Annotated in this window: 21 protein-coding genes; 14 read left to right on the top strand and 7 right to left on the bottom strand. The window is 71.9% G+C overall.

The genetic code is table 11. The annotated features are described in order from the left end of the window. Window positions 1-302 precede the first annotated feature (302 nt). Window positions 303-683 (bottom strand): winged helix-turn-helix transcriptional regulator, encoded by a 381-nt coding sequence (locus BLW85_RS11685; protein WP_074992009.1) that lies wholly within the window; start codon window positions 681-683, stop codon window positions 303-305. 91 nt (window positions 684-774) lie between these two features. Here BLW85_RS11685 and BLW85_RS11680 point away from each other — a divergent pair, with 91 nt between their 5' ends. Continuing rightward, the gene (locus tag BLW85_RS11680) at window positions 775-1,704 is read left to right on the top strand and encodes an NADP-dependent oxidoreductase (RefSeq protein WP_070028478.1); all 930 of its coding nucleotides are present in this window, start codon (window positions 775-777) and stop codon (window positions 1,702-1,704) included. On the opposite strand, the gene BLW85_RS11675 is transcribed toward BLW85_RS11680, so the two are convergent. Beyond that, a complete protein-coding gene (locus tag BLW85_RS11675; protein WP_079172316.1) occupies window positions 1,694-2,656 on the bottom strand; it encodes a DMT family transporter in 963 nt (320 codons plus the stop codon). The genes BLW85_RS11680 and BLW85_RS11675 overlap by 11 nt on opposite strands. An 80-nt stretch (window positions 2,657-2,736) precedes the next feature. Between BLW85_RS11675 and BLW85_RS11670 the strand changes: the two genes are divergently transcribed. Next, entirely contained in the window at window positions 2,737-3,642 is a 906-nt protein-coding gene (locus BLW85_RS11670) for a LysR family transcriptional regulator (RefSeq protein WP_074992008.1), read from the top strand. 102 nt (window positions 3,643-3,744) lie between these two features. Here BLW85_RS11670 and BLW85_RS11665 read toward each other — a convergent pair whose 3' ends face one another. Both BLW85_RS11665 and BLW85_RS11660 read right to left on the bottom strand, forming a co-directional pair. Then, the gene (locus BLW85_RS11665) at window positions 3,745-4,401 is read right to left on the bottom strand and encodes an MBL fold metallo-hydrolase (RefSeq protein ID WP_074992007.1); all 657 of its coding nucleotides are present in this window, start codon (window positions 4,399-4,401) and stop codon (window positions 3,745-3,747) included. 60 nt (window positions 4,402-4,461) lie between these two features. After that, window positions 4,462-5,148 (bottom strand): maleylpyruvate isomerase family mycothiol-dependent enzyme, encoded by a 687-nt coding sequence (locus tag BLW85_RS11660; protein WP_074992006.1) that lies wholly within the window; start codon window positions 5,146-5,148, stop codon window positions 4,462-4,464. A 222-nt stretch (window positions 5,149-5,370) separates the two neighbouring features. On the opposite strand from BLW85_RS11660, the gene uvrA reads away from it, so the two are divergent. Continuing rightward, window positions 5,371-8,406, top strand: a complete 3,036-nt coding sequence (gene uvrA, locus BLW85_RS11655; protein ID WP_074992005.1) for an excinuclease ABC subunit UvrA — start codon at window positions 5,371-5,373, stop codon at window positions 8,404-8,406. 160 nt (window positions 8,407-8,566) lie between these two features. Here uvrA and BLW85_RS11650 read toward each other — a convergent pair whose 3' ends face one another. Together BLW85_RS11650 and BLW85_RS11645 are read right to left on the bottom strand one after the other, a co-directional pair. Next, window positions 8,567-9,475 (bottom strand): carbohydrate kinase family protein, encoded by a 909-nt coding sequence (locus BLW85_RS11650; RefSeq protein WP_074992004.1) that lies wholly within the window; start codon window positions 9,473-9,475, stop codon window positions 8,567-8,569. Continuing rightward, a complete protein-coding gene (locus BLW85_RS11645) occupies window positions 9,472-10,593 on the bottom strand; it encodes a LacI family DNA-binding transcriptional regulator (protein WP_074992003.1) in 1,122 nt (373 codons plus the stop codon). The genes BLW85_RS11650 and BLW85_RS11645 overlap by 4 nt, the downstream gene beginning before the upstream one ends. A gap of 270 nt (window positions 10,594-10,863) precedes the next feature. Between BLW85_RS11645 and BLW85_RS11640 the strand changes: the two genes are divergently transcribed. Continuing rightward, complete coding sequence (locus BLW85_RS11640; RefSeq protein WP_074996042.1) at window positions 10,864-11,292, top strand: Rieske (2Fe-2S) protein; 429 nt, start codon at window positions 10,864-10,866, stop codon at window positions 11,290-11,292. Between the two features lie 54 nt (window positions 11,293-11,346). Here the strand turns inward: BLW85_RS11640 and BLW85_RS11635 are convergent, their stop codons facing one another. Next, window positions 11,347-12,297: a hypothetical protein gene (locus BLW85_RS11635; RefSeq protein WP_074992002.1), complete on the bottom strand. Its 951-nt coding sequence runs from the start codon at window positions 12,295-12,297 to the stop codon at window positions 11,347-11,349. Window positions 12,298-12,645: 348 nt separating this feature from the next. Between BLW85_RS11635 and uvrC the strand changes: the two genes are divergently transcribed. The 10 genes from uvrC (at window position 12,646) to pgi (ending at window position 24,525) form a co-directional block, all read left to right on the top strand. Further along, window positions 12,646-14,892 (top strand): excinuclease ABC subunit UvrC, encoded by a 2,247-nt coding sequence (gene uvrC, locus BLW85_RS11625; protein ID WP_074992001.1) that lies wholly within the window; start codon window positions 12,646-12,648, stop codon window positions 14,890-14,892. Further along, window positions 14,889-15,932: an RNase adapter RapZ gene (gene rapZ / locus BLW85_RS11620; RefSeq protein ID WP_074992000.1), complete on the top strand. Its 1,044-nt coding sequence runs from the start codon at window positions 14,889-14,891 to the stop codon at window positions 15,930-15,932. The genes uvrC and rapZ overlap by 4 nt, the downstream gene beginning before the upstream one ends. Beyond that, the gene (locus tag BLW85_RS11615; RefSeq protein ID WP_074991999.1) at window positions 15,929-17,020 is read left to right on the top strand and encodes a gluconeogenesis factor YvcK family protein; all 1,092 of its coding nucleotides are present in this window, start codon (window positions 15,929-15,931) and stop codon (window positions 17,018-17,020) included. Before rapZ ends, BLW85_RS11615 begins: the two co-directional genes overlap by 4 nt. Beyond that, a complete protein-coding gene (whiA, locus tag BLW85_RS11610; RefSeq protein WP_014672011.1) occupies window positions 17,011-18,000 on the top strand; it encodes a DNA-binding protein WhiA in 990 nt (329 codons plus the stop codon). The genes BLW85_RS11615 and whiA overlap by 10 nt, the downstream gene beginning before the upstream one ends. Window positions 18,001-18,409: 409 nt before the next feature. Beyond that, on the top strand, window positions 18,410-19,417 hold the full coding sequence (gene gap, locus BLW85_RS11605; protein WP_070028466.1) for a type I glyceraldehyde-3-phosphate dehydrogenase: 1,008 nt from the start codon (window positions 18,410-18,412) through the stop codon (window positions 19,415-19,417). Window positions 19,418-19,561: 144 nt separating this feature from the next. Continuing rightward, on the top strand, window positions 19,562-20,773 hold the full coding sequence (locus tag BLW85_RS11600; protein WP_074991998.1) for a phosphoglycerate kinase: 1,212 nt from the start codon (window positions 19,562-19,564) through the stop codon (window positions 20,771-20,773). A gap of 6 nt (window positions 20,774-20,779) precedes the next feature. After that, entirely contained in the window at window positions 20,780-21,556 is a 777-nt protein-coding gene (gene tpiA, locus BLW85_RS11595; protein ID WP_070028464.1) for a triose-phosphate isomerase, read from the top strand. Between the two features lie 125 nt (window positions 21,557-21,681). Beyond that, the gene (secG, locus tag BLW85_RS11590; RefSeq protein WP_070028463.1) at window positions 21,682-21,912 is read left to right on the top strand and encodes a preprotein translocase subunit SecG; all 231 of its coding nucleotides are present in this window, start codon (window positions 21,682-21,684) and stop codon (window positions 21,910-21,912) included. 210 nt (window positions 21,913-22,122) lie between these two features. Further along, complete coding sequence (locus BLW85_RS11585) at window positions 22,123-22,458, top strand: RNA polymerase-binding protein RbpA (protein WP_003957010.1); 336 nt, start codon at window positions 22,123-22,125, stop codon at window positions 22,456-22,458. 414 nt (window positions 22,459-22,872) lie between these two features. After that, window positions 22,873-24,525 carry a glucose-6-phosphate isomerase gene (pgi, locus tag BLW85_RS11580; protein WP_074991997.1) on the top strand — a complete coding sequence of 551 codons (1,653 nt, stop codon included), beginning with the start codon at window positions 22,873-22,875 and terminating at the stop codon, window positions 24,523-24,525. The last annotated feature ends 96 nt before the right edge of the window (window positions 24,526-24,621 follow it).

The raw sequence follows: 24,621 nt of genomic DNA, 5'->3' as shown, positions 1-24,621 counted from the left end.
GGGATGGGAAGACCGGCGGCCCTTCCGCTCAGGAGCCGTCGTCCTGTGCGGCTGCCACCAGTTGACCGCGCGGGACCGCCCCGGGGGAGCGCGCGCGTGCGCCGGGCGCGCGCGAAACGTTCACACGGGGCGCGCGGAACGGCATTCACGCCGAGCGTGTGTGCCGGTCGTACGCCGGGCGTGCGGTACGCACCGGTGTCGTCGCGCTCCCTCGGTATGTCAGGGCGGCCTCCCCAGCCCTGACACCGCACGGACCGGCGAGGAGGCCCCGCCGGTACCGGCACCGCCCCGGACCCGGCCGATCAGTCGCCGTGGGCGACCGGCTCGAGGGCGGCGTCGAGCGCGTCGAGCACCGCCTCGCCGTTCGCCCTCGCCCACTCGGTCAGCGTGTGGATCGGACCGATCAGCGTCTCGCCGAGCGGGGTCAGCTCGTACTCGACGCGGCGCGGCGCCTCGGCGCGGGCGTGGCGGCGGACGAGTCCGTGCGCCGTGAGCCGCCGAAGCGTCTGGGTGAGCATCTTGCGGGAGATGCCGCCGATCAGCTCGATCAGTTCGCCATGGCGCACCGGGCCCTTGCTGAGGCCGTAGAGCACGACCACCGTCCACTTGTCGGCGATCAGATCGACCGCCAGACGCGCCGGGCAGTCGGCGAGAAAGGCATCACCGGGACGGAAACCGCTCATGCGGCCAAGGTACCCGCGCCGGAGTTACCTGCTGGTTCCCGGCGGATTCATAGCCTGGGTTCTCCCCCCTCCGCCAGAAACGAGGAGAGTCATGCGCGTCGTCACCCAGTACACGCTCGGCGGTCCCGAGGTCCTCACCATCGTGGACGCGCCCGAACCCCGCCCCCTCCCGACCGAGGTCCTCGTCCGCGTCAGGGCGATCGGGCTGAACCCGCTGGAGGCGCGCCTGCGCGCCGGCGAGTTCCCGTTGCTCGGCCGGCCGCCGTTCGTTCTGGGCTGGGACATCAGCGGCGTGGTCGAGGACGCACCGGCGACGGGGCGGTGGAGGCCGGGTGACGAGGTGTTCGGAATGCCGCTGTTCCCGCGGGCGGCGAGGGCGTACGCCGAGGTCGTGTCGGCGCCGGCCCTGCACCTGGCACGCAAGCCGGCATCGCTCTCGCACGTCGAGGCGTCGGCGCTGCCGGTCGTCGGGCTGACGGCGTGGCAGGGCCTCGTCGACCTCGGCGGCGTGACCGAGGGCGATCGCGTCCTGGTGCACGGCGGTGGCGGCGGGGTCGGCCATGTGGCGATCCAGATCGCGAAGGCGCTGGGCGCGCACGTGATCGCGACCGCGGGCGGGAGGAAGCGTGAGTTCGCCGAGGAGTTGGGCGCCGACGAGGTCATCGACCACACGGCGGTCGACTTCGCCGAGGCGGTCCGCGACGTCGACGTCGTGCTCGACACGATCGGCGGCGACACGGTCGAACGGTCGCTCGACGTGCTCCGCCCGGGCGGTCACCTGGTGACGGCGGTCGCCGAGGAGGACACCGCGCTCGCCGCCAGGTACGAGGCGGCCGGCATGCGCTTCAGCGGCATCGCGGTCGACCCCGATCCGGTCGCCCTGCGGGGTCTCGTCGATCTCGTCGAACAGGGCAAACTCCGGGTCCATGTGCAGGAGACGTTCCCGTTCGAGCGCGTCGCCGAGGCACACCGGCGGCTCGACGCCGGTCACCTCCAGGGCAAGCTCGTCCTCACTGTCTGAGCCCGTCCGCGGGGCTCGCATGAGCGGCGACCACCGGGGTGCCTGCTGCGCCCGTCGCTTTCCCGGTTCTCGCCGTGCCGGTGCGGTGGGCGCGTTCGATGGCCTGGCCCCAGTAGGTTCCGGCGACCATGAGCACGGCGCCCAGAGCGGCCCAGAGGGTGAGCCGTTCGCCGCCGACGCCGATCCCGATGGCGGCGGCCCAGATCGGCTCGGTGCCCAGCAGCAGGCTGGCCCGGCTGGCGGAGGTCCCTTGCACGGCCCAGGTCTGGGCGAGGAAGGCGAACACGCTGCAGAACAGGGCGAGATAGATCAGCTGCGCCCAGGTGGTGGCACCGCTGTGCACCAGGTCGGGCAGGCCGGTGACGGCGGGGGGCAGGAACAGCGCGGAGCCGACGACGGTCTGGGTGGTCGTCAGGTGCAGCGGGTCCATGGGGCGGCTCGCGGTGAGCCGTCCGACGAGGGCGACATGCCCGGCCCGGACGACCGCGGCGGCGAGCACCAGCACGTCTCCGAGCCGCGGGGCGTGCAGCCCGGTGCCGGAGGCGAGCAGGCCGACGGCCACCGCGCAGACTCCGGCGGCGAGGAAGAACGTCCACGGCAGCCGGCGGCCTCCGGTGCGGTCCAGCAGCGGGGTCAGCACGATGGTCAGGCTGATGATCAGCCCGGCGTTCGCGGCACTGGTGTGCGCCACCCCGTAGGTCTCCAGCACGAGCACGGCCGCCTGGGTCACTCCGAGCAGCGAGCCGGCGCGGACCTCCGCACGGGTCCAGCGGTGCCTTCCCCGGCGGACCGCGGCCAGGGCCCCGCACCCGAGCGCGGAGACCGCATAGCGGGCGAACAGGACCGTCAGGACCGGAAGCGCGGCGGTGGCGGTCTTGGCCGCGAGGTAGCTGGAGCCCCAGACCAGCGCGACCAGGAGGAGTACCGCATCCGTGCGGCGGGCGATGTGCATACCCACACGCTGCCCGAGCACCACATTGAAGGCCAGAACCAACTTCTAAAGCGAAGGTGTAGCCGCCCTACACTGTCGGCGTGGACGAACGGCAGCTGCGCATCCTGCGCGAACTGGGCGACCTGGGCAGCGTCAGCGCGGTCGCCGAGGCGTTGCACGTGACGCCCTCCGCGATCTCGCAGCAACTGCGGCTGCTACAGCGTTCGATCCCCGTCCCGCTCACCGAACGCGCCGGACGCCGGGTGGTCCTGACCGACGCCGGGCAGGCCCTGGCCGCGGCGGCCGTCAAGGTCGAGACCGCCCTGGCCCAGGCCCGGAACACGATCACCGACTTCGCCGGGCAGCCCGACGGCGAGGTGTCGGTGGCCGCCTTCCACAGCGCGGCGTCCGCGTTCTTCCCGGTCCTGCTGCGGGACCTCGTCGGCCCCGGCCTGCCCCACCTGGCGCTCGGGGACGAGGACGTCGCCCAGGACCGCTTCCCGGCCCTCACCCGTCACTACGACCTCGTCATCGCCCACCGCCTCGACCACGGTCCGCCGTGGCCGCGCAGCGTGACCTCCACGACGCTGCTGCGCGAGCCCCTCGACGTCGCCCTGCCGACCGGCCACCCGCTGGTGTCCAAGGCGCTGCTGACGCCGCGGGACGTGGCGGACCAGCCGTGGATCACGGTGCACGACGGCTTCCCGCTGATGTCCACCATCGAGGCCATCGCGAGCGTCGCCAACCGCCGGCCCGAGATCGTCCATCGCATCAACGACTTCGCCGTGGTCGCCGAGGTCGTCGCGGCCGGCGGCGGCCTCGCGCTGATGCCCCGGTGGACCGCCCGGCCGCACCCCGACGTCGTCCTCAGGCCGCTCGGCGGAGTACACGCCCGACGCCGCATCGACGTCCTGCACCGGCCCGAACGCACCGCCCGAAGGGCCGTCCGCACGGTCCTCGCCGAGTTGCACCGCGCCGCCGCACGGATCCAGGCCCGGGACCACTGAACCACCCGCCACCGGTGGGCACGCCCGCCTCTCGTCGGCGACAAGGGCCCCCGGCTTCGGCCGCGGGCCCTCTCGACAGCGGTTCGGTGCCGTCGCCGGACGTCACCAGCCCCGCGCGCGCCACTCCGCGAGGTGCGGCCGCTCGTCGCCGAGCGTGGTGTCGTTGCCGTGCCCGGGGTAGACCCAGGTCTCGTCCGGCAGCGTGTCGAAGATCTTCGTCTCCACGTCGTGGATCAGGCTGGCGAACGCCTCCGGGTCCTTGAACGTGTTGCCGACGCCGCCGGGGAAGAGGCAGTCGCCGGTGAAGACGTGCGGGTGGCCGTGCGGGTCGTCGTAGACCAGGGCGATGGAACCCGGCGTGTGCCCCGCGAGGTGGCGCGCGGTGAGTTCCACCCGGCCCACCCGGATCACGTCCCCGTCGTCCACGAGCACATCGGTGGGGACGGGGATGCCGGGCGCGTCCTCGCGGCCGGCGTGGGTGCGCGCGCCGGTCGCGGCGACGACCTCGGCGAGCGCCTGCCAGTGGTCGCCGTGCCGGTGCGTGGTGACGACGGACGCGATGCCGTCGTCACCGATCATGCCCAGGAGCGTGTGCGCCTCGTTCGCGGCGTCGATCAGGAGCTGCTCGTCGGTGGCCCGGCAGCGCAGCAGATAGGCGTTGTTGTCCATCGGGCCGACCGCGATCTTGGTGATCATCAGGTCCTTGAGCTCGTGAACGTCAGCCGGTCCGCCGACCCTGACCTCTCCCGTGTACGTCATGTCGATCAGCCTATAGCGGGGCGGCGCCGGGCGGGCCGTCCATGTCGCGCGGGCCGGGTCCTACAGCGGCGGCAGCTTCGGCAGCGCGCCGCCCTCCGCGGTCAGCGCGGAGCCGTCGCGCCGTCCGGCGAGCCAGCCGACCAGCTCCGCCGCCGGGCCCGAGACGGTCACCTCGGGCTCGTCCGCGGCCCTGCCGGTGTCCCAGGTGTGCGTGCCGTCCGTGATCCGGGTGGCGGGGACGTCCGGGTTGCCCGAGAACCGCTGGGCGAGGAAGCCGGTCTCCCGCTCCAGGAACTCCGCGGGGACGTCCGCCAGCTCGTAGCCGACGCCGAGGTCCACGTGGTGCAGCTCCACCTCGGCCCACCGCCGGAACGGCAGCCGGGCCGCGGCGTCGGTGACCCCGTTGCGCAGCTCCACCGTGCGCGTCCAGTCCGCGGGCGCGTCCCCTGCCGCCCGGAACCGGTCCGCGCTTTCGCGCAGGTCGGCGAGCTGGACGTCCAGGGGACGCGGCGCGCCGTCCTCGATGTCGGCGTCCCGCGCCGCGGCGCTCGCGTACATGGGACGGCCCTCCAGGGCGTTCACGAGCGCGTCCGCGTTGCGGGCGAGGTGGGCGAGGATGTGTCCGCGGGTCCAGCCGGGAAGCCGTGACGGCTCGGCGAGCGAGGCGTTGTCCAGTCGGGCGACCGCGCGCAGCAGCCGGTCGGTCGCGTCACGTACACATGCCAGGTCATGAGCGTGATCAATCATGGGCCCGACCCTAGCGGTGCCACACGTTCGGGTGAAGCTCGTGAAGCTCGTCCGCAAATCGAATGCGCGTGCTATATCGTCGAGCGTGGCGTCGGGCATGCTGGAAGGCCGGGGATTGTTATGCAACCGGGCAATCCGACCGGCGTTGTCAGTGGCTCCCCCTAGTCTGGAGAAGACGGGGGCCCGCCCCTGTCACTTCTCCCAAGAAAGGTGCGGACCGGCGTGGCCGACCGTCTCATCGTCCGTGGCGCGCGCGAGCACAACCTGAAGAATGTCTCGCTCGACCTGCCTCGCGACTCGCTCATCGTCTTCACGGGCCTGTCCGGGTCGGGCAAGTCCTCCCTGGCCTTCGACACGATCTTCGCCGAGGGCCAGCGGCGCTACGTGGAGTCCCTCTCCTCGTACGCACGGCAGTTCCTCGGCCAGATGGACAAGCCGGACGTCGACTTCATCGAGGGCCTGTCCCCGGCGGTCTCCATCGACCAGAAGTCGACCTCGCGCAACCCCCGCTCGACCGTCGGCACCATCACCGAGGTCTACGACTACCTCCGGCTGCTCTTCGCGCGCATCGGCAAGCCGCACTGCCCCGAGTGCGGCCGCCCGATCTCGCGCCAGTCGCCGCAGGCCATCGTGGACAAGGTGCTGGAGCTGCCGGAGGGGAGCCGCTTCCAGGTGCTGTCGCCGCTGGTGCGCGAGCGCAAGGGCGAGTTCGTGGACCTCTTCGCCGACCTCCAGACGAAGGGCTACTCCCGCGCGCGCGTGGACGGCACGACCGTCCAGCTGTCCGAGCCGCCGACGCTGAAGAAGCAGGAGAAGCACACCATCGAGGTGGTCGTGGACCGCCTCACGGTGAAGGACTCCGCCAAGCGCCGCCTCACCGACTCCGTGGAGACCGCCCTCGGCCTGTCCGGCGGCATGGTCGTGCTCGACTTCGTGGACCTCCCCGAGGACGACCCCGAGCGCGAGCGCATGTACTCGGAGCACCTGTACTGCCCGTACGACGACCTGTCCTTCGAGGAGCTGGAGCCGCGCTCCTTCTCCTTCAACTCGCCCTTCGGCGCCTGTCCCGAGTGCACCGGCATCGGCACCCGCATGGAGGTCGACCCCGAGCTGATCGTCCCGGACCCCGACAAGTCCCTGGACGAAGGCGCCATCCACCCCTGGTCGCACGGACACACCAAGGACTACTTCGGCCGCCTGATCGGCGCCCTCGCGGACGCGCTCGGCTTCCGCACGGACATCCCGTTCGCGGGCCTGCCGCAGCGCGCGAGGAAGGCCCTGCTGTACGGCCACAAGACCCAGATCGAGGTGCGCTACCGCAACCGGTACGGCCGCGAGCGCGTGTACACCACGCCGTTCGAGGGCGCGGTGCCCTTCGTCAAGCGCCGGCACAGCGAGGCCGAGAGCGACGCCAGCCGGGAGCGCTTCGAGGGCTATATGCGCGAGGTGCCCTGCCCCTCCTGCGAGGGCACCCGCCTCAAGCCGATCGTGCTCGCCGTGACCATCATGGAGAAGTCGATCGCCGAGGTCTCCGCGATGTCGATCAGCGACTGCGCGGAGTTCCTGGGCGAGCTGAAGCTGAACGCGCGGGACAAGAAGATCGCCGAGCGGGTGCTCAAGGAGGTCAACGAGCGGCTGCGCTTCCTGGTCGACGTCGGCCTGGACTACCTCTCGCTCAACCGCGCCGCCGGCACCCTCTCCGGCGGCGAGGCCCAGCGCATCCGCCTGGCCACCCAGATCGGCTCCGGCCTGGTCGGCGTGCTGTACGTGCTGGACGAGCCCTCCATCGGTCTGCACCAGCGCGACAACCACCGGCTGATCGAGACCCTGGTGCGGCTGCGCGACATGGGCAACACGCTCATCGTGGTGGAGCACGACGAGGACACCATCAAGGTCGCCGACTGGGTGGTGGACATCGGCCCCGGCGCCGGTGAGCACGGCGGCAAGGTGGTGCACAGCGGTTCGCTGAAGGAACTGCTCGCCAACACCGAGTCGGAGACCGGCGCCTACCTCTCCGGCCGCAAGGCGATCCCGCTCCCGGACGTCCGGCGCCCCCGCGACCCCTCCCGCCAGCTCACCGTGCACGGCGCCCGCGAGAACAACCTCCGGGACATCGACGTGTCCTTCCCGCTCGGTGTCTTCACGGCGGTCACGGGCGTGTCGGGATCCGGCAAGTCCACCCTGGTCAACGACATCCTCTACACCCACCTGGCGCGCGAGCTGAACGGCGCCCGGACCGTCCCCGGCCGGCACACCCGCGTCGCGGGCGACGACCTGGTGGACAAGGTCGTGCACGTCGACCAGTCGCCCATCGGCCGCACCCCGCGGTCCAACCCGGCGACCTACACCGGCGTCTTCGACCACATCCGCAGGCTGTTCGCCGAGACCACCGAGGCGAAGGTCCGCGGCTACCAGCCGGGCCGCTTCTCCTTCAACGTCAAGGGCGGCCGCTGCGAGAACTGCGCCGGCGACGGCACCATCAAGATCGAGATGAACTTCCTCCCGGACGTCTACGTCCCGTGCGAGGTCTGCCACGGCGCCCGGTACAACCGGGAGACCCTGGAGGTCCACTACAAGGGCAAGTCCATCGCCGAGGTGCTGAACATGCCGATCGAGGAGGCCATGCACTTCTTCGAGGCGGTCCCGGCGATCTCCCGCCACCTGAGGACGCTGAACGACGTCGGCCTCGGCTACGTCCGCCTCGGCCAGTCCGCCACCACCCTCTCCGGTGGTGAGGCCCAGCGCGTCAAGCTCGCCAGCGAGCTCCAGAAGCGCTCCACCGGACGCACGGTCTACGTCCTGGACGAGCCGACCACCGGTCTGCACTTCGAGGACATCAGCAAGCTGCTGACGGTCCTCGGCGGCCTGGTCGACAAGGGCAACACGGTCATCGTCATCGAGCACAACCTCGACGTGATCAAGACCGCCGACTGGCTCGTGGACATGGGCCCGGAGGGCGGCGCCGGCGGTGGTCTGGTGGTCGCCGAGGGCACGCCCGAGGAGGTCGCCGCGGTCCCGGCCAGCCACACCGGCAAGTTCCTGCGCGAGATCCTCGGCGCCGAGCGCATCAGCGACGCGGAACCCGTCAAGGCGCCGCGCGCCACCCGGAAGACGGCCGCGGCCAAGTCGGCGGCGAAGAAGACGGTGACGGTCAAGGCCGACGACACGGCGACCAAGAAGGCCGCCGCGACCACCCGGAAGACGGCCGTGAAGAAGGCGACGCCGGCGAAGAAGACGACGCGCGCCCGCAAGGACTGACGCCGGATCAGACCCCGGCCGGCTCGATCGGAACGAGAACTGACATCGGATCAGGAAGACGGCGCCCCGCGGGAACTCCCCGCGGGGCGCCGCTCGTTCTCTCGTCAGTCGCACCGACCGGCGGCCGCTCCTTGACAAGAGCAGAGAGGAACCAGACGGTTCACAGATCACCCAGCTCGGCCGCGTACGGCGGCTCCGCCCCCGCCCGCGAGCAGGTGATCGCCGCCGCGCGCGCCGCGAAGCGCAGCAGCCGGGTCCAGCCCTCCGCTCCCAGGGCCGCCAGCGCCCGCGGCGACAGCGCGTCCTGGGCGGCCAGAGCGTGCAGCAGGGCGGCGTTCACCGTGTCCCCGGCACCGATGGTGTCCACGACGTCCACCTTCTCGCCGGGCACGGAGTACTCGCCGCCCTCGGTGAACACGGTCAGACCGTCGCCGCCCCGGGTCACCACCACCGCCGACGGCCCCTCGGCCAGCCACTCGCGCGGCGTGCCGCCCAGCCACGCCGCGTCCTCCTCGGACACCTTCAGCAGCGCCACCGACGGCAGCCAGCTCGCGAAGCGCGCCCGGTAGGCGTCCGCGTCCGGGATCAGTCCCGCCCGGATGTTCGGGTCGAGCGCGGTGAAAAGACCCTGCCCGGCCGCCCGCCGCAGCAGCTCCTCGTAGGCGCTCGCCCCCGGCTCCAGGACGAGCGAAAGGGTGCCGAAGGACACCGCCCGCGTGCCCGCCGGGAGCGAGGGAGGAGCGGTGAAGAGACGGTCGGCGGTGCCGTCGACGTAGAAGGAGTACGCGGCCGAGCCGCCGTCGTCGATCGTGGCCACCGCGAGAGTCGTCGGCTCCGGCCCGCGCTGCACGCCGGACACCTCGACGCCCGACCGCCGCAGCCCGTCGAGCAGCGCCTCACCGAAGGCGTCGCAGGACGTCCGGGAGCAGAAGGCGGTGGGCGAGCCGAGCCGGCCGAGGGCGACCGCGGTGTTGTAAGGGCCGCCGCCGGGCGCCGGCTTCAGGGCCGCCAGGGCGCCGGGGCCCTGCGGTACCAGGTCGATCAGTGCCTCACCGGCGACGACGATCACGAGGAGGTTCCCTTCTCGGACGGGGACTCGGGCAGCGGTTCGGACAGGGCGGACGACGCGGGGCCCGGCGCCGCATCGGGCCGCTCGGGTCCCTCAGGGCAGCCGCAGGAGCCGCGGTGCACGAACGTGCAGGGCAGTCGGACCGTGCGGGGCGGCCGGTCCGGCTCGGCCAGGCGTTCCAGGAGCAGCCGCACAGCCTGGGCGCCCAGCTCCCTGCTCGGCTGGGCGATGGCGGTGAGCCGGGGCGAGAACAGGTCGGCCCAGGGGAAGTCGTCGAAGCAGCACAGGGCGAGGTCGCCGGGCACGGACAGACCGCGCCCGGCGAGGGCGCGCAGGGTGCCGAGCGTCATCGCGTTGTTGGCGGTGACGAGCGCGGTGGGCGGATCGGGCAGGGCGAGCAGGGCGGCCGCGGCGCGTTCGGCACCGGCCGACTCGGAGTTGCCGGACACCAGGAGGCGGTCGTCGAGGGCCAGGCCCGCGGCGGCGAGGCCGTCCCGGTAGCCCGCGACGCGCTCACGGGTCGTGCTGAGCCCCGGCAGGCCCGCGACCAGGCCGATCCGGCGGTGTCCCAGCCCGGCGAGATGGGCCACGAGCCGGGCCGTCGGACCGGCGCTCTCGGCGCACACCTGGTCGAAGCGCGGGGAGCCCGCGTCGGGAGCCGCGTCCGCGCCGTCGATCAGCCGGTCGAGGAACACGGTCGGTACGGCGTGCCGGCGCAGATAGCCGACCAGCTCGCCCGGCTGCGCGGACGGAGCGACGATCATGCCGTCCACCCGGCGCTCGTGGAGGAGCCGCGCGACCTTCCGCTCGTGTGCGGGATCGTCGTGCGGGTCCGCCAGGAGCAGGCCGTACCCGGCCTCCAGGGCGGCGGCCTCGACGCCCTGGAGGATCTCGGTGAAGTACGGGTTGCTGATCGCCGACACCGCGAGCCCGATGGACCGGGTGCGGGCGGTCACCAGGGAGCGGGCCAGGGTGTTGGGCGTGTACCCGAGGGCGTCCACGGCGTCCAGGACGGCCTGCCGGGTGCCCGGCAGCACCGGGCGTGTGCCGTTGAGCACGTGGGAGACGGTCGCCACGGAGACCCCGGCGCTCCGCGCGACGTCCGCCATGGTGGGCATCGCGTTCCCCTCCCCGCCCGTCCGCCGGCCGTTCCCGCCCGGCCCCCACCAGGCGGTCCCCGGCGAGTGCGGTCTTCAGGCCGGGAAGGTATCCCATCGACCGGCCCCGCGTAAACGCTTGCGCAAGCGTTTACGCGCTCCCGTTCGCCGCGCCGCACACCTCCCCGGCCCTCCCCGGCCCTCCGCCGCACGCACCGCACCCCGCCCCCGGAGCGGCCCTTCTGCCCCGGTATCGTCGCCCCGTACACCCCTTGACCAGTGGAGTTCGAGATGCCCACGCGACCGTCCGCGAGCCGTCGTACCGTCCTTCGAGGGGCCGCCGTGGTCCCGGTCGCCGGGCTCGGCCTGGCAGCGTGCTCCGCACCGGGAGGCAACGGCGCCTCCGCGTCCAACCCGACCGCTCCGGTGGACCTGGGCGCCGAGAGCGAGGTCGCCAAGGGCGGCGCCAAGCTCTACCGGGACCACAACGTGGTGGTCAGCAGGGACGACAGCGGGGCGCTCAAGGCGTACAGCACGATCTGCACGCACGCCGGTTGCCCCATCAACAAGCTCCAGGGGACGACCCTGATCTGCCCCTGCCACGGCAGCCAGTTCGACGCCATGACCGGCAAGGTGGTCCAGTCGCCGGCCACCGTGCCGCTGACCGAGCTGTCGGTGAAGACCAAGGACGGCAAGATCGTCGCGGGCCCGGCGGCCTGACCCCGGCGGCGACCCGACCGGTCCCGGGTCAACCGGCGGGCGCCGCGCTCCCGTTCACCGCTGCCAGTCCCATGCGATGCCCACGATGCCCGGCCGGATGCGCGGCTCGACCACATGGACGCAGTGGTGCGGAGCGGTCACGGGCAGTTCGTACCGCCCGCCGCGCGGGGCCGCCGGGGAGTGCTGGGTGAACCGGTGGCAGCGAACCGGCAGCGCCGCCGCGTCGAAGCGCACCTGGAGCGCGTACTGACCGCCGGGCGCGTCGAAACCCCGCAGGTACTCGCGGGCCGTCTCGGCCGTGCCGTCCTCGACGGCGTACCGGAAGAGGAAGGTGTCCCCGGCGCGCAGCCGGGTGCCGAAGAGCAGCTCGGCCACCAGCACCCCGGTCTCCTGGTCGAAGCGGACACGCCCGGTGCGGCAGTTCTCCAGGGCCCGCACCCGCATGTCGCGCGGCGCGCAGCCCGCATCGCCCTGGTGCACCACGAGGAAGCCGTCGACGCCGTCGCGGTGGGCGCGCACGATGTGATGGGCCTCGCGGGCCGCCAGCTCGCGCCGGGCGCCGATCCGGACGCACTCGTGGTGGCCCAGGGTGTGCAGCCCGCCGTCCGCCGGGCGGCCCAGCTCGGCCCGGAGCCGGTCCAGCACGGCCGACGCCTCGACCAGGGAGCGGTAGGAGCGGGCCGACCGGCGGTCGGACCCCGGATGCCGGTCGGGCTCGGCGAGCAGCCGGATCAGGGACTCGTCCGGCAGCTGGAGGATCTCCTCCAGGGCGCGTACCGCGCGCAGCGACTCCGGGCGCTGCGGGCGGCGGGCGCCCTGCTGCCAGTAACTCAGGCTGGTCACCCCGACCTTGACCCCGTGGCGCGAGAGATGGTGCTGCACGCGCTGGAGCGGCAGGCCGCGCGCGGCGATCGCGGCCCGCAGCGCCACGTGGAAGGGGCCGCCCCGCAGGGCCGAGTCCAGTTCCCCGCCGGGAAGGTCCGCGTGCTGTGTGGCGTGCAGCATGCCGAGGGGCCTTTCTGTGAGGTGTCACGACGGCTGGTCGGACCGTCTGCGCGGGTGTGCGGGGCCACCCCCGTGGCGTCATGGACGCCCATGGCTGCGCACGCCGCGCCCCTTCGCACGTGCCGGCCCCGAGTTCCCCCGCATTGAAGCGTGTTGATCAGCACCCGACAACACCTTGGGGCCGGTCGCGCCGTACGACTGGCCGGACCCCGACCCTCGTCGGCCGGCGGGCGCCCACGGGCGGCCCTTTCGGGCCCCGGAGCCGGAACGGACCGGTCCGCGCGCCGCGGCGGCGGCGTCGTCCACAGGCCCGACGCGGTGTCGGCGCTCGCCAGTAGGGTGTGAGACATGGCCGATCCCTCCAGCTACCGCCCCAGGCCGGGAGACATCCCGGACACCCCCGGGGTGTACAGGTTCCGTGACGAGCACCGCCGGGTGATCTACGTCGGAAAGGCGAAAAGCCTGCGCCAGCGCCTGGCGAACTACTTCCAGGACCTGGCGAACCTGCACCCACGCACCCGGACCATGGTGACCACCGCCGCGTCCGTGGAGTGGACCGTGGTGTCCACCGAGGTCGAGGCGCTGCAGCTGGAGTACTCCTGGATCAAGGAGTTCGACCCCCGGTTCAACGTCAAGTACCGCGACGACAAGAGTTACCCGTACCTCGCGGTGACGATGAACGAGGAGTTCCCGCGCGTCCAGGTGATGCGCGGTCACAAGAAGAAGGGCGTGCGGTACTTCGGGCCGTACGGACACGCCTGGGCCATCCGGGACACCGTCGACCTGCTGCTGCGGGTCTTCCCGGTGCGCACGTGCTCGGCGGGCGTGTTCAAGAACGCCGCCCGCACCGGCCGGCCCTGCCTGCTCGGCTACATCGGCAAGTGCTCCGCCCCCTGCGTCGGCCGCATCAGCCCCGAGGACCACCGGGACCTGGCCGACGAGTTCTGCGACTTCATGGCCGGCCGCACCGGCACCTACCTCCGCCGTCTGGAGAAGCAGATGATGGAGGCGGCGGAGGAGATGGAGTACGAGCGCGCCGCCCGGCTGCGCGACGACATAGGGGCCCTGAGAAAGGCCATGGAGAAGAGCGCGGTCGTGCTCGCCGACGCGACCGACGCGGACCTCATCGCCGTCGCCGAGGACGAGCTGGAGGCGGCCGTGCAGATCTTCCACGTGCGCGGTGGCCGGGTGCGCGGTCAGCGCGGCTGGGTGACCGACAAGGTCGAGGAGGTCACCACCGGCGCCCTGGTCGAGCACGCCCTGCAGCAGCTGTACGGCGAGGAGACCGGGGACGCCGTGCCCAAGGAGGTCCTGGTCCCGGCGCTGCCCGAGCCGGTCGAGCCGGTCCAGGAGTGGCTGACCGGCCGCCGCGGCTCACATGTGTCGCTGCGCATCCCGCAGCGCGGCGACAAGAAGGCGCTCATGGAGACCGTGCAGCGCAACGCCCAGCAGGCGCTCGCCCTGCACAAGACCAGGCGCGCCTCCGACCTCACCACCCGCTCCCGCGCCCTGGAGGAGATCGCCGACGCCCTCGGCCTGGACAGCGCCCCGCTGCGCATCGAGTGCTACGACATCTCGCACCTCCAGGGGGACGACGTGGTCGCCTCCATGGTGGTGTTCGAGGACGGCCTGCAGCGCAAGAGCGAGTACCGCCGCTTCCAGATCAAGGGCTTCGCGGGCCAGGACGACGTCCGCTCCATGCACGAGGTGATCACCCGCCGCTTCAAGCGGTACCTCGCCGAGAAGGAGCGGACGGGGGAGTGGGCCGACGGCGAGGACACCGACGGCGCCACCACCCCAGCCGGCTCGGCGGCACCCGTCGGCACGGAACCCGTCGGCACCCTGGCCACGCCCTCCGCCGCCGTCCCCCCGCTCACCGGCACCGACGCGGACGCCCGCCCCGGAGCCGGTGCCGTCACCGGTACGCGATCCGTCCCGGCCGAGCCGGCCCCGACCGCCCCGGAACCCGGCGTCGGCCCGGTCGACGGCGTCCTCAAGGACGACGACGGCCGCCCGCGGAAGTTCGCCTACCCGCCCCAGCTCGTCGTGGTCGACGGCGGTCAGCCGCAGGTCGCGGCGGCCCAGCGGGCGCTGGACGAGCTGGGCATCGACGACATCGCGGTGTGCGGCCTCGCCAAGCGGCTGGAGGAGGTCTGGCTGCCAGGTGAGGACGACCCCGTCGTGCTGCCCCGCACCAGCGAGGGCCTGTACCTGCTCCAGCGCGTCCGGGACGAGGCCCACCGGTTCGCGATCACCTACCAGCGCACCAAGCGCGCCAAGCGCTTCCGCGCCGGCCCGCTGGACGACGTCCCCGGCCTCGGCGACACCAGGAAACAGGCGCTCATCAAGCATTTCGGCTCGGTGAAGCGGCTGCGGTCCGCCACAATCGAACAGATCCAGGAAGTGCCCGGGATAGGCCGCAAGACGGCCGAGACCATCGCCGCGGCCCTCGCCCAGGCGGCCCCGGCCGCACCCGCCGTGAACACGGCGACCGGAGAGATCATGGAAGACGAGGAACCCGAGGCGACGGCGGGTTCCTCGGGGGCGCCCGTGACCACGGGTCCCCCGGACGAACGACGGGGGCAGGAGACATGACCGAGCACGACGCAGACCCCACGCCGCGCCGAGATCAGGCCCGCGGCGGCCCGGGCGACGACACGGCCCGGCAGCACACGGGCCGGTCCGACGCCCGGCGGCACACGGGCCAGGACGCGGCCGACGACAACGGAGCACAGGTGAGTACGGGCAGCGAGACACCCGGGGTACCCGAGGCGGCCATCCCCGAGTTGGTGATCATCTCCGGCATGTCCGGAGCGGGCCGTTCGACGGCCGCGAAGTGTCTGGAGGACCTCGGCTGGTTCGTCGTGGACAACCTCCCGCCCGCCCTCATCCCCACCATGGTGGAGCTGGGCGCCCGCTCCCAGGGCAACGTGGCGCGGATCGCGGTGGTCGTGGACGTCCGCGGCCGCCGCTTCTTCGACAACCTGCGCGAGTCCCTGGCGGACCTGGAGGCCAAGCACGTCACCCGGCGGATCGTCTTCCTGGAGTCCTCCGACGAGGCCCTGGTGCGCCGCTTCGAGTCGGTGCGCCGCCCGCACCCCCTCCAGGGCGACGGCCGCATCGTGGACGGCATCGCCGCCGAGCGGGAGCTGCTGCGCGAACTGCGCGGCGACGCCGACCTGGTGATCGACACCTCCAGCCTCAACGTGCACGAGCTGCGCGCCAAGATGGACGCCCAGTTCGCCGGCGAGGAGGAGCCCGAACTGCGGGCCACCGTGATGTCCTTCGGGTTCAAGTACGGCCTGCCGGTCGACGCCGATCTCGTCGCGGACATGCGGTTCCTGCCGAACCCGCACTGGGTCCCGGAGCTGCGCCCGTTCACCGGCCTCAACGAGGAGGTCGCCGCCTACGTCTTCAACCAGCCCGGCGCCAAGGAGTTCCTGGACCGCTACGCCGAGCTGCTCCGGCTCATCGCGGCAGGGTACCGGCGCGAGGGCAAGCGCTACGTGACCATCGCCATCGGCTGTACCGGGGGCAAGCACCGCTCGGTCGCGATGTCGGAGAAGCTCGCCGCGCGCCTCGCGGCCGAGGGGGTCGAGACGGTGGTCGTGCACCGGGACATGGGACGGGAATGACGGAACGTACACCGCGGCTGGGCCGGCTGCGCCGGATGGTGCCGGACGCGCGCTCCGGCCGCACCGCCGGGACCGGGGCCGGCCGCCCCGCCGAGGCCCGCGGGGGCCGGCCCCGCCGCCGGGGCGCCCAGCCCAAGGTGGTCGCGCTCGGCGGCGGCATGGGCCTGTCGGCCTCGCTCGCCGCACTGCGCCGGATCACCGGCGATCTCACCGCCGTGGTCACCGTGGCCGACGACGGCGGCTCCAGCGGCCGGCTGCGCGACGAACTGGGCGTGCTGCCGCCCGGCGACCTGCGCAAGGCGCTGGCCGCGCTCTGCGGCGACGACGACTGGGGCCAGACGTGGGCCCGGGTCATCCAGCACCGTTTCACCTCCCAGGGCGACCTGCACGACCACGCGGTGGGCAACCTGCTGATCGTCGCCCTGTGGGAGCAGCTCGGCGACCACGTCCAGGCCCTGGACCTGGTGGGCAAGCTGCTCGGCGCGCACGGGCGGGTGCTGCCCATGTCCGCCGTGCCGCTGGAACTCCAGGCCCTGGTCAAGGGGCACGACCCGGAGCGCCCGGAGGACGTGGACACGGTGTGCGGGCAGGCCACGGTCGCGCTGACCCCCGGTGAGGTGCAGTCCGTGCACCTGGTGCCGAACGACCCGCCGGCCGTCCCCGAGGCCCTGGCGGCGGTCCTGGACGCGGACTGGGTGGTGCTCGGCCCCGGCTCCTGGTTCTCCTCGGTGATCCCGCACCTGCTCGTGCCCGAACTGCTGGACGCACTGACCGAGACCAAGGCGCGCAAGGTCCTGTCCCTGAACCTCGCCCCGCAGCCGGGAGAAACCGACGGCTTCTCCCCGCAGCGTCATTTGGAGGTTTTGGGGCGACACGCCCCTAAACTCGCCCTGGACGTGGTGCTGGCCGACGAGGCCGCCGTGCCCGACCGCGACTCGCTCACCGAGGCCGCCAAGCGGCTGGGCGCCGCGGTCGAGCTGGCCACGGTGGCCCGGACCGACGGAACACCCCGGCACGACCCGGAGCTGTTGGCCGCCGCGTACGACCGTATTTTTCGGATGCATGGAAGGATCGGCCCATGGCGATGACGGCAGCGGTGAAGGACGAGATCTCCCGGCTCCCCGTCACCCGGACCTGCTGCAGGAAGGCGGAGGTCTCCGCCATTCTGCGGTTCGCCGGCGGCCTGCATCTGGTGAGCGGGCGCATCGTGATCGAGGCGGAGCTGGATACCGCGATGGCGGCGCGCCGCCTCAAGCGGGACATCCTGGAGATCTTCGGGCACAGTTCCGAACTGATCGTGATGGCGCCTGGCGGGCTGCGGCGCGGCTCGCGCTACGTCGTCAGAGTCGTCGCGGGCGGCGACCAGCTCGCCCGGCAGACGGGCCTGGTCGACGGCCGGGGCCGGCCGATCCGCGGGCTGCCCCCGCAGGTGGTCTCGGGGGCCACCTGCGACGCGGAGGCGGCCTGGCGCGGGGCGTTCCTCGCGCACGGCTCGCTGACCGAGCCCGGCCGCTCCTCCTCCCTGGAGGTGACCTGCCCGGGTCCGGAAGCCGCGCTGGCGCTGGTCGGCGCCGCCCGCCGGCTGTCGATCGCCGCGAAGGCCCGCGAGGTGCGCGGGGTGGACCGGGTGGTCGTCCGTGACGGCGACGCGATCGGCGCGCTGCTGACCCGGCTGGGCGCGCACGAGTCGGTGCTGGCCTGGGAGGAGCGCCGGATGCGCCGCGAGGTGCGGGCCACGGCCAACCGGCTCGCCAACTTCGACGACGCCAATCTGCGGCGCTCGGCGCGCGCGGCGGTGGCCGCCGGGGCCCGGGTGCAGCGCGCGCTGGAGATCCTCGGGGACGAGGTGCCCGAGCACCTCGCCGCGGCCGGGCGGCTGCGCATGGAGCACAAGCAGGCCTCGCTGGAGGAGCTGGGCGCGCTCGCCGACCCGCCGCTGACCAAGGACGCGGTCGCGGGCCGCATCCGCCGGCTGCTGGCCATGGCCGACAAGCGGGCGGCCGATCTCGGCATCCCGGGCACCGAGGCCAACCTGACCGAGGAGCTGGCGGACAACCTGGCCGGCTGACCGCTCCGCGCAGCGCGCCGACACGCCGGTGCCGCATCCCCGTCCGAGGGATCCGGCACCGGCTTTTCGTTTGCCCTCGCCCGTCGAACTCCCCGACTCCATACCACAGGTGAGCGGAGCCCTCATCAAGGGTGCGGAATCGGGGTACTCAACAGGTGAGCCGACCCGCTCACGAACGAGTGACAACGACGTCAGCAACGGGGGACATGGGATAGCAAATCCGGGTGAATCGACCGCCGATCCAGGGGGGTCCGTACCCCTACTGACGTGTACGGAAGACCTGCCCATGTATGCGCCATCTCGATGTCACCGAGGGCCCCTCGGAGAGGTAGGGTCGGTGGTGGTCGGGGACATCCCAAACAGAGCTCGCCGGCTCGCATGGCCGGCGTACCAACGAGGAGATCGGTTCGTGACGATCCGCGTAGGCATCAACGGCTTCGGCCGCATCGGCCGTAACTACTTCCGCGCGCTGCTGGAGCAGGGTGCGGACATCGAGGTTGTGGCTGTCAACGACCTGGGTGACACGGCCACCACGGCCCACCTGCTCAAGTACGACACGATCCTGGGTCGCCTCAAGCAGGAGGTCTCCCACACCGCCGACACGATCACCGTCGACGGCCACACCATCAAGGTGCTCTCCGAGCGCAACCCGGCGGACATCCCCTGGGGCGAGCTGGGCGTCGACATCGTCATCGAGTCGACCGGCATCTTCACCAAGCGCGAGGACGCCGCCAAGCACCTGGCCGGCGGCGCCAAGAAGGTCCTCATCTCGGCTCCGGCCAAGGACGAGGACATCACCATCGTGATGGGCGTCAACCAGGACAAGTACGACCCGGCGAACCACCACGTCATCTCCAACGCGTCGTGCACCACCAACTGTGTGGCCCCGATGGCGAAGGTCCTGGACGAGAACTTCGGCATCGTCAAGGGTCTGATGACCACGGTGCACGCGTACACCAACGACCAGCGCATCCTGGACTTCCCGCACAAGGACCTGCGCCGGGCCCGCGCCGCCGCCGAGAACATCATCCCGACCACCACCGGTGCCGCCAAGGCCACCGCCCTGGTCCTGCCGCAGCTCAAGGGCAAGCTGGACGGCCTGGCCATGCGCGTCCCGGTCCCGACCGGCTCCGTCACCGACCTCGTCGTCGAACTCAGCCGCGAGGTCACCAAGGAAGAGGTCAACGCCGCCTTCCAGAAGGCCGCCGAGGGCGAGCTCAAGGGCCTCCTCGACTACACCGAGGACCCGATCGTCTCCTCGGACATCGTCAACGCCCCGGCGTCCTGCACCTTCGACTCCTCCCTGACCATGGTCCAGGAGGGCAAGAACGTGAAGGTCATCGGCTGGTACGACAACGAGTGGGGCTACTCCAACCGTCTCGTGGACCTCACGGTCTTCGTCGGCAACCAGCTCTGATCGCCGAAGACCACAGCAGCACGACCGTGACATGAGAGCAGGGCTCGGCAGGCGCAGCGCGGCGCCCGCCGGGCCCTGTCTCGCGCACGGACCACGTCCTCATACGATCAGGTGCACCACGAGCCCTCCTCAGGAGTCCACTCAATGAAGACGATCGACGAACTTCTCGCCGACGGCGTAAGCGGCAAGCGGGTCTTCGTCCGCGCCGACCTCAACGTGCCGCTGGCCGACGGGACGATCACCGACGACGGCCGCATCCGCGCCGTGCTGCCCACCGTCAAGGCTCTCGCCGACGCGGGCGCCAAGGTGATCGTCGCCTCGCACCTGGGCCGCCCCAAGGGCGCCCCGGACCCCGCCTTCTCGCTGCTGCCCGCCGCCGAGCGCCTCGGTGAACTGCTCGGCGCCCCGGTCGCCTTCGCCCAGGACACGGTCGGCCCCGCCGCCCACGACGCCGTCGACGGCCTTGAGCCCGGCCAGGTCGCGGTCATCGAGAACCTGCGCTTCAACCCGGGCGAGACGGCCAAGGACGACACCGAGCGCGGCGAGTTCGCCGACCGGCTCGCCGCCCTCGCCGACGTGTACGTGGGCGACGGCTTCGGCGCCGTGCACCGCAAGCACGCCTCCGTGTACGACCTCCCGGCCCGGCTGCCGCACTACGCCGGCCACCTCATCGCCACCGAGGTCGGCGTCCTGAAGAAGCTCACCGAGGACGTCAAGCGCCCCTACGTCGTCGCGCTCGGCGGCGCCAAGGTCTCCGACAAGCTCGCCGTCATCGACCAGCTGCTCGGCAAGGCCGACCGGCTGCTCATCGGCGGCGGCATGGCCTACACCTTCCTCAAGGCCAAGGGCTACGAGGTCGGCATCTCCCTCCTCCAGGAGGACCAGATCCCGGCCGTCACCGAGTACATGCAGCGCGCCGAGAAGCAGGGCGTGGAACTGGTCCTGCCCGTCGACGTCCTCGTGGCCCGGGACTTCCCGGACCTCAAGACCAAGGCGCCGAGCCAGTTCACCACCGTCGACGCGGACAAGATCCCCGCCGACCAGGAGGGCCTGGACATCGGCCCCAAGACCCGAGAGCTGTACGCCTCGAAGCTCGCCGACGCCGAGACCGTCTTCTGGAACGGTCCCATGGGCGTCTTCGAGCACCCCGACTACGCCGAGGGCACCAAGGCGGTCGCCCAGGCCCTCGTCGACTCGGACGGGTTCACCGTCGTCGGCGGCGGTGACTCCGCCGCGGCCGTGCGCACGCTCGGCTTCGACGAGAACGCATTCGGCCACATCTCGACCGGTGGCGGCGCCTCCCTCGAATACCTCGAGGGCAAGACGCTCCCCGGCCTCGCCGCACTGGAGGACTGACCCCGTATGACCACCCGCACGCCGCTGATGGCGGGCAACTGGAAGATGAACCTCAACCACCTCGAGGCCATCGCCCACGTCCAGAAGCTCGCCTTCGCCCTGGCCGACAAGGACTACGAGGCCGTCGAGGTCGCCGTCCTGCCGCCCTTCACCGACCTGCGCTCCGTGCAGACCCTGGTCGACGGCGACAAGCTGAAGATCAAGTACGGCGCCCAGGACATCTCGCAGCACGACTCCGGCGCCTACACCGGCGAGATCTCCGGCCCGATGCTGGCCAAGCTGAAGTGCACGTACGTGGTCATCGGCCACTCCGAGCGCCGTCAGTACCACCACGAGACCGACGAGGTGGTCAACGCCAAGGTCAAGGCCGCCTACAAGCACGGCCTGACCCCGATCCTGTGCGTCGGCGAGGAGCTGGACGTCCGCGAGGCGGGCAACCACGTCACCCACACCCTCGCCCAGGTCGAGGGCGGCCTGAAGGACCTCCCGGCCGAGCAGGCCGAGACCATCGTGATCGCCTACGAGCCGGTGTGGGCCATCGGCACCGGCAAGGTCTGCGGCTCCGACGACGCCCAGGAGGTCTGCGCCGCCATCCGCGCCAAGATCGCCGAACTGTACTCGCAGGACGTCGCCGACAAGGTCCGCATCCAGTACGGCGGCTCCGTGAAGTCCGGCAACGTCGCCGAGATCATGGCCAAGGCCGACATCGACGGCGCCCTGGTCGGCGGCGCGTCGCTGGACACCGACGAGTTCGTCAAGATCGTGCGTTTCCGCGATCAGTGACGGTGCGGTGACGCCGCTCATGAGTAGGCGGTAGCCGCGATACGTCGTACTCTTGCGGGGGCACGGCCCAGGTGCTGTGCCCCCGTCGTCCATCCGATTCCGAGGAAGTTGGTCCAGCCGTGGTTTTGGGGTTCTCGATCGCCCTGATCGTCTTCAGCCTGCTGCTGATGCTGCTGGTGCTGATGCACAAGGGAAAGGGCGGCGGCCTCTCCGACATGTTCGGTGGCGGCATGCAGTCCTCCGTCGGCGGCTCCTCGGTCGCCGAGCGCAACCTCGACCGGATCACCGTCGTGATCGGCGTGCTGTGGCTCGCGTGCATCGTGGTCCTCGGCATCCTGATGAAGACGAACAGCTGATCCCGGGCCGCACGGCCCACACATTCCGTACGTTGAGCCCCATGTTCGGTACGCGCTCCCATGCGCGGCCTATCATGGGGCTTGCGTCTGGATGTGGGGGCGGTAACTCCAATCACTGGACGCGCGTTGGGCCTTACGTAGACTGAGGCGCTCGCGGCGAAGCGGAACGCCGACTCGCTTCGCGGCACCATCACGCAGGGAGTTACGACCGTGGCAAGTGGCAACGCGATCCGAGGAAGCCGGGTCGGGGCGGGGCCGATGGGCGAGGCCGAGCGCGGCGAGTCCGCACCGCGGCTGCGCATCTCCTTCTGGTGCTCCAACGGGCACGAGACGCAGCCGAGCTTCGCCAGCGACGCGCAGGTTCCCGACACCTGGGACTGCCCGCGCTGCGGCTTTCCGGCCGGCCAGGACCGGGACAACCCCCCGGACCCGCCGCGCACCGAGCCGTACAAGACCCACCTCGCCTATGTGCGGGAGCGGCGCAGCGACGCGGACGGCGAGGCGATCCTCGCCGAGGCGCTCGCCAAACTCCGCGGCGAGATCTAGGAACTGACGACCGGCCGGGCCCCTCGGGTGCCTGGCCGGAGCCGTATCCACCCGCTCGCCCGCGGCCCGTTGTCAGTGGCACCCCCTACGGTTCTCGTGAAGGCGACGACCGCGAGGGGGAGTTGTGGCGACGGCGACGGGGCGGATGCGCGCGCCCGCATGGCGCGGGGTTTTCCGGTGGCCGTGGAGCGCCGCCGTGCCGTTCCGCTCCGACGCCGCGCCGCGCACCGCCGTGCCGCGGCCGACCGTCGCTCAACGCCGCCCTGACCGCCCGTGGCCATCGCGACAACGCCTCCGCCGCCCTGCTGCCCGCCCTGTCGCCCCCGAGGACGGCGCGACCGCGGCCCGTACCCGGCAGTGATCAATTAGGTTGGAACCCGCTGGGACAGGCACGAAAGAAGGCGGAAGTCGGAAATGAACGCAGACGGCCGTACCAGGCTCAACCAGTCGCCCGAGTGGACCGCTCTCGCCAAGCACCGGGAGGAGCTGGCCGGCGTCCATCTGAGGGACCTGTTCGCCGCCGAACCCGAGCGCGGCACCGGGTACACCCTGCGGGTCGGCGACCTCACCATCGACTACAGCAAGCACCTGGTCACCGGCGAGACCCTGCGGCTGCTGCGCGAGCTGGCCGCGGCGAGGGACGTGGCCGGGCTGCGGGACGCCATGTTCCGGGGCGAGAAGATCAACGTCACCGAGGGCCGGGCGGTGCTGCACACCGCGCTGCGCGCCCCGCGGGACGCGGTGATTGAGGTCGACGGCGAGAACGTGGTGCCCAAGGTGCACGCGGTGCTCGACAAGATGGCCGACTTCGCCGAGCGGGTCCGCTCCGGCGCCTGGACCGGGCACACCGGCAAGCGCATCAGGAACGTGGTCAACATCGGCATCGGCGGCTCCGACCTCGGCCCCGCCATGGCCTACGAGGCGCTGCGCGCCTACACCGACCGCGAGCTGACCGTCCGCTTCGTCTCCAACGTGGACGGCGCCGACCTGCACGAGGCCACCCGCGACCTGGACCCGGCCGAGACCCTGTTCATCGTCGCCTCCAAGACCTTCACCACGATCGAGACGATCACCAACGCGACCTCCGCGCGCGCCTGGCTGCTGGCCGCGCTGGGCGACGAGGCCGCGGTGGCCAAGCACTTCGTGGCGCTGTCCACCAACGCGGGCAAGGTCGCCGAGTTCGGCATCGACCCGGACAACATGTTCGAGTTCTGGGACTGGGTCGGCGGCCGCTACTCGTACGACTCCGCGATCGGCCTCTCCCTGATGATCGCCGTCGGACCGGACCGGTTCCGGGAGATGCTGGACGGCTTCCGGCTGATGGACGAGCACTTCCGCACCGCGCCCCCGGAGGCCAACGCCCCGCTGCTGCTCGGCCTGCTGGGCATCTGGTACGGCAACTTCCACGACGCCCAGTCGCACGCGGTGCTGCCGTACAGCCACTACCTGTCCAAGTTCACCGCCTACCTCCAGCAGCTGGACATGGAGTCCAACGGCAAGTACGTGGCGCGGGACGGCAAGCAGGTCGACTGGCAGACCGGGCCGGTGGTCTGGGGCACTCCCGGCACCAACGGGCAGCACGCGTACTACCAGTTGATCCACCAGGGCACCAAGCTGATCCCGGCCGACTTCATCGGCTTCGCCGAGCCGGTCGCCGAGCTGAACGGCGAACTGAAGGCCCAGCACGACCTGTTGATGGCCAACTTCTTCGCCCAGACCCAGGCGCTCGCCTTCGGCAAGAGCGCCGAGGAGGTCCGCGCGGAGGGCGTGCCCGAGGAACTGGTGCCCCACAAGACCTTCCCGGGCAACCGGCCCACGACCACCATCCTGGCGAGGGAACTCACTCCCTCCGTGCTCGGCCAGCTGATCGCCCTCTACGAGCACAAGGTCTTCGTGCAGGGCGCGGTGTGGGACATCGACTCCTTCGACCAGTGGGGCGTGGAGCTGGGCAAGGTCCTCGCCAAGCGCGTCGAACCCGCCCTCACCGAGGGCGCCGAGGCCCCCGGCCTCGACGCCTCGACCAAGGCGCTGGTCGCCCGCTACCGGGAGCTGCGCGGCCGGAGCTGAGGGGCCGGAGCTGAGGGGCCGGAGCTGAGGGGCCGTGCGCCGAGACCGGCGCCAAGGCCCCCGACGGCCGGTCGGCGGCCCGGCCCGATGGCGTCC

The organism is Streptomyces misionensis (assembly GCF_900104815.1).
Lineage (GTDB): Bacteria > Actinomycetota > Actinomycetes > Streptomycetales > Streptomycetaceae > Streptomyces > Streptomyces misionensis.
This window is presented reverse-complemented; position numbering and strand designations above follow the sequence as displayed.

What these genes read in the sequence shown, in the direction of transcription:
- whiA (WP_014672011.1), top strand. Translation starts at nt 17,011, where the DNA reads ATGGCGATGACGGCAGCGGTGAAGGACGAGATCTCCCGGCTCCCCGTC.
- BLW85_RS11645 (WP_074992003.1), bottom strand. Translation starts at nt 10,593, where the DNA reads ATGCCCACCATGGCGGACGTCGCGCGGAGCGCCGGGGTCTCCGTGGCG.
- pgi (WP_074991997.1), top strand. Translation starts at nt 22,873, where the DNA reads ATGAACGCAGACGGCCGTACCAGGCTCAACCAGTCGCCCGAGTGGACC.
- BLW85_RS11680 (WP_070028478.1), top strand. Translation starts at nt 775, where the DNA reads ATGCGCGTCGTCACCCAGTACACGCTCGGCGGTCCCGAGGTCCTCACC.
- BLW85_RS11685 (WP_074992009.1), bottom strand. Translation starts at nt 683, where the DNA reads ATGAGCGGTTTCCGTCCCGGTGATGCCTTTCTCGCCGACTGCCCGGCG.
- BLW85_RS11675 (WP_079172316.1), bottom strand. Translation starts at nt 2,656, where the DNA reads ATGCACATCGCCCGCCGCACGGATGCGGTACTCCTCCTGGTCGCGCTG.
- BLW85_RS11615 (WP_074991999.1), top strand. Translation starts at nt 15,929, where the DNA reads ATGACGGAACGTACACCGCGGCTGGGCCGGCTGCGCCGGATGGTGCCG.
- BLW85_RS11640 (WP_074996042.1), top strand. Translation starts at nt 10,864, where the DNA reads ATGCCCACGCGACCGTCCGCGAGCCGTCGTACCGTCCTTCGAGGGGCC.
- uvrC (WP_074992001.1), top strand. Translation starts at nt 12,646, where the DNA reads ATGGCCGATCCCTCCAGCTACCGCCCCAGGCCGGGAGACATCCCGGAC.
- rapZ (WP_074992000.1), top strand. Translation starts at nt 14,889, where the DNA reads ATGACCGAGCACGACGCAGACCCCACGCCGCGCCGAGATCAGGCCCGC.
- BLW85_RS11660 (WP_074992006.1), bottom strand. Translation starts at nt 5,148, where the DNA reads ATGATTGATCACGCTCATGACCTGGCATGTGTACGTGACGCGACCGAC.
- BLW85_RS11635 (WP_074992002.1), bottom strand. Translation starts at nt 12,297, where the DNA reads ATGCTGCACGCCACACAGCACGCGGACCTTCCCGGCGGGGAACTGGAC.
- tpiA (WP_070028464.1), top strand. Translation starts at nt 20,780, where the DNA reads ATGACCACCCGCACGCCGCTGATGGCGGGCAACTGGAAGATGAACCTC.
- BLW85_RS11665 (WP_074992007.1), bottom strand. Translation starts at nt 4,401, where the DNA reads ATGACGTACACGGGAGAGGTCAGGGTCGGCGGACCGGCTGACGTTCAC.
- BLW85_RS11600 (WP_074991998.1), top strand. Translation starts at nt 19,562, where the DNA reads ATGAAGACGATCGACGAACTTCTCGCCGACGGCGTAAGCGGCAAGCGG.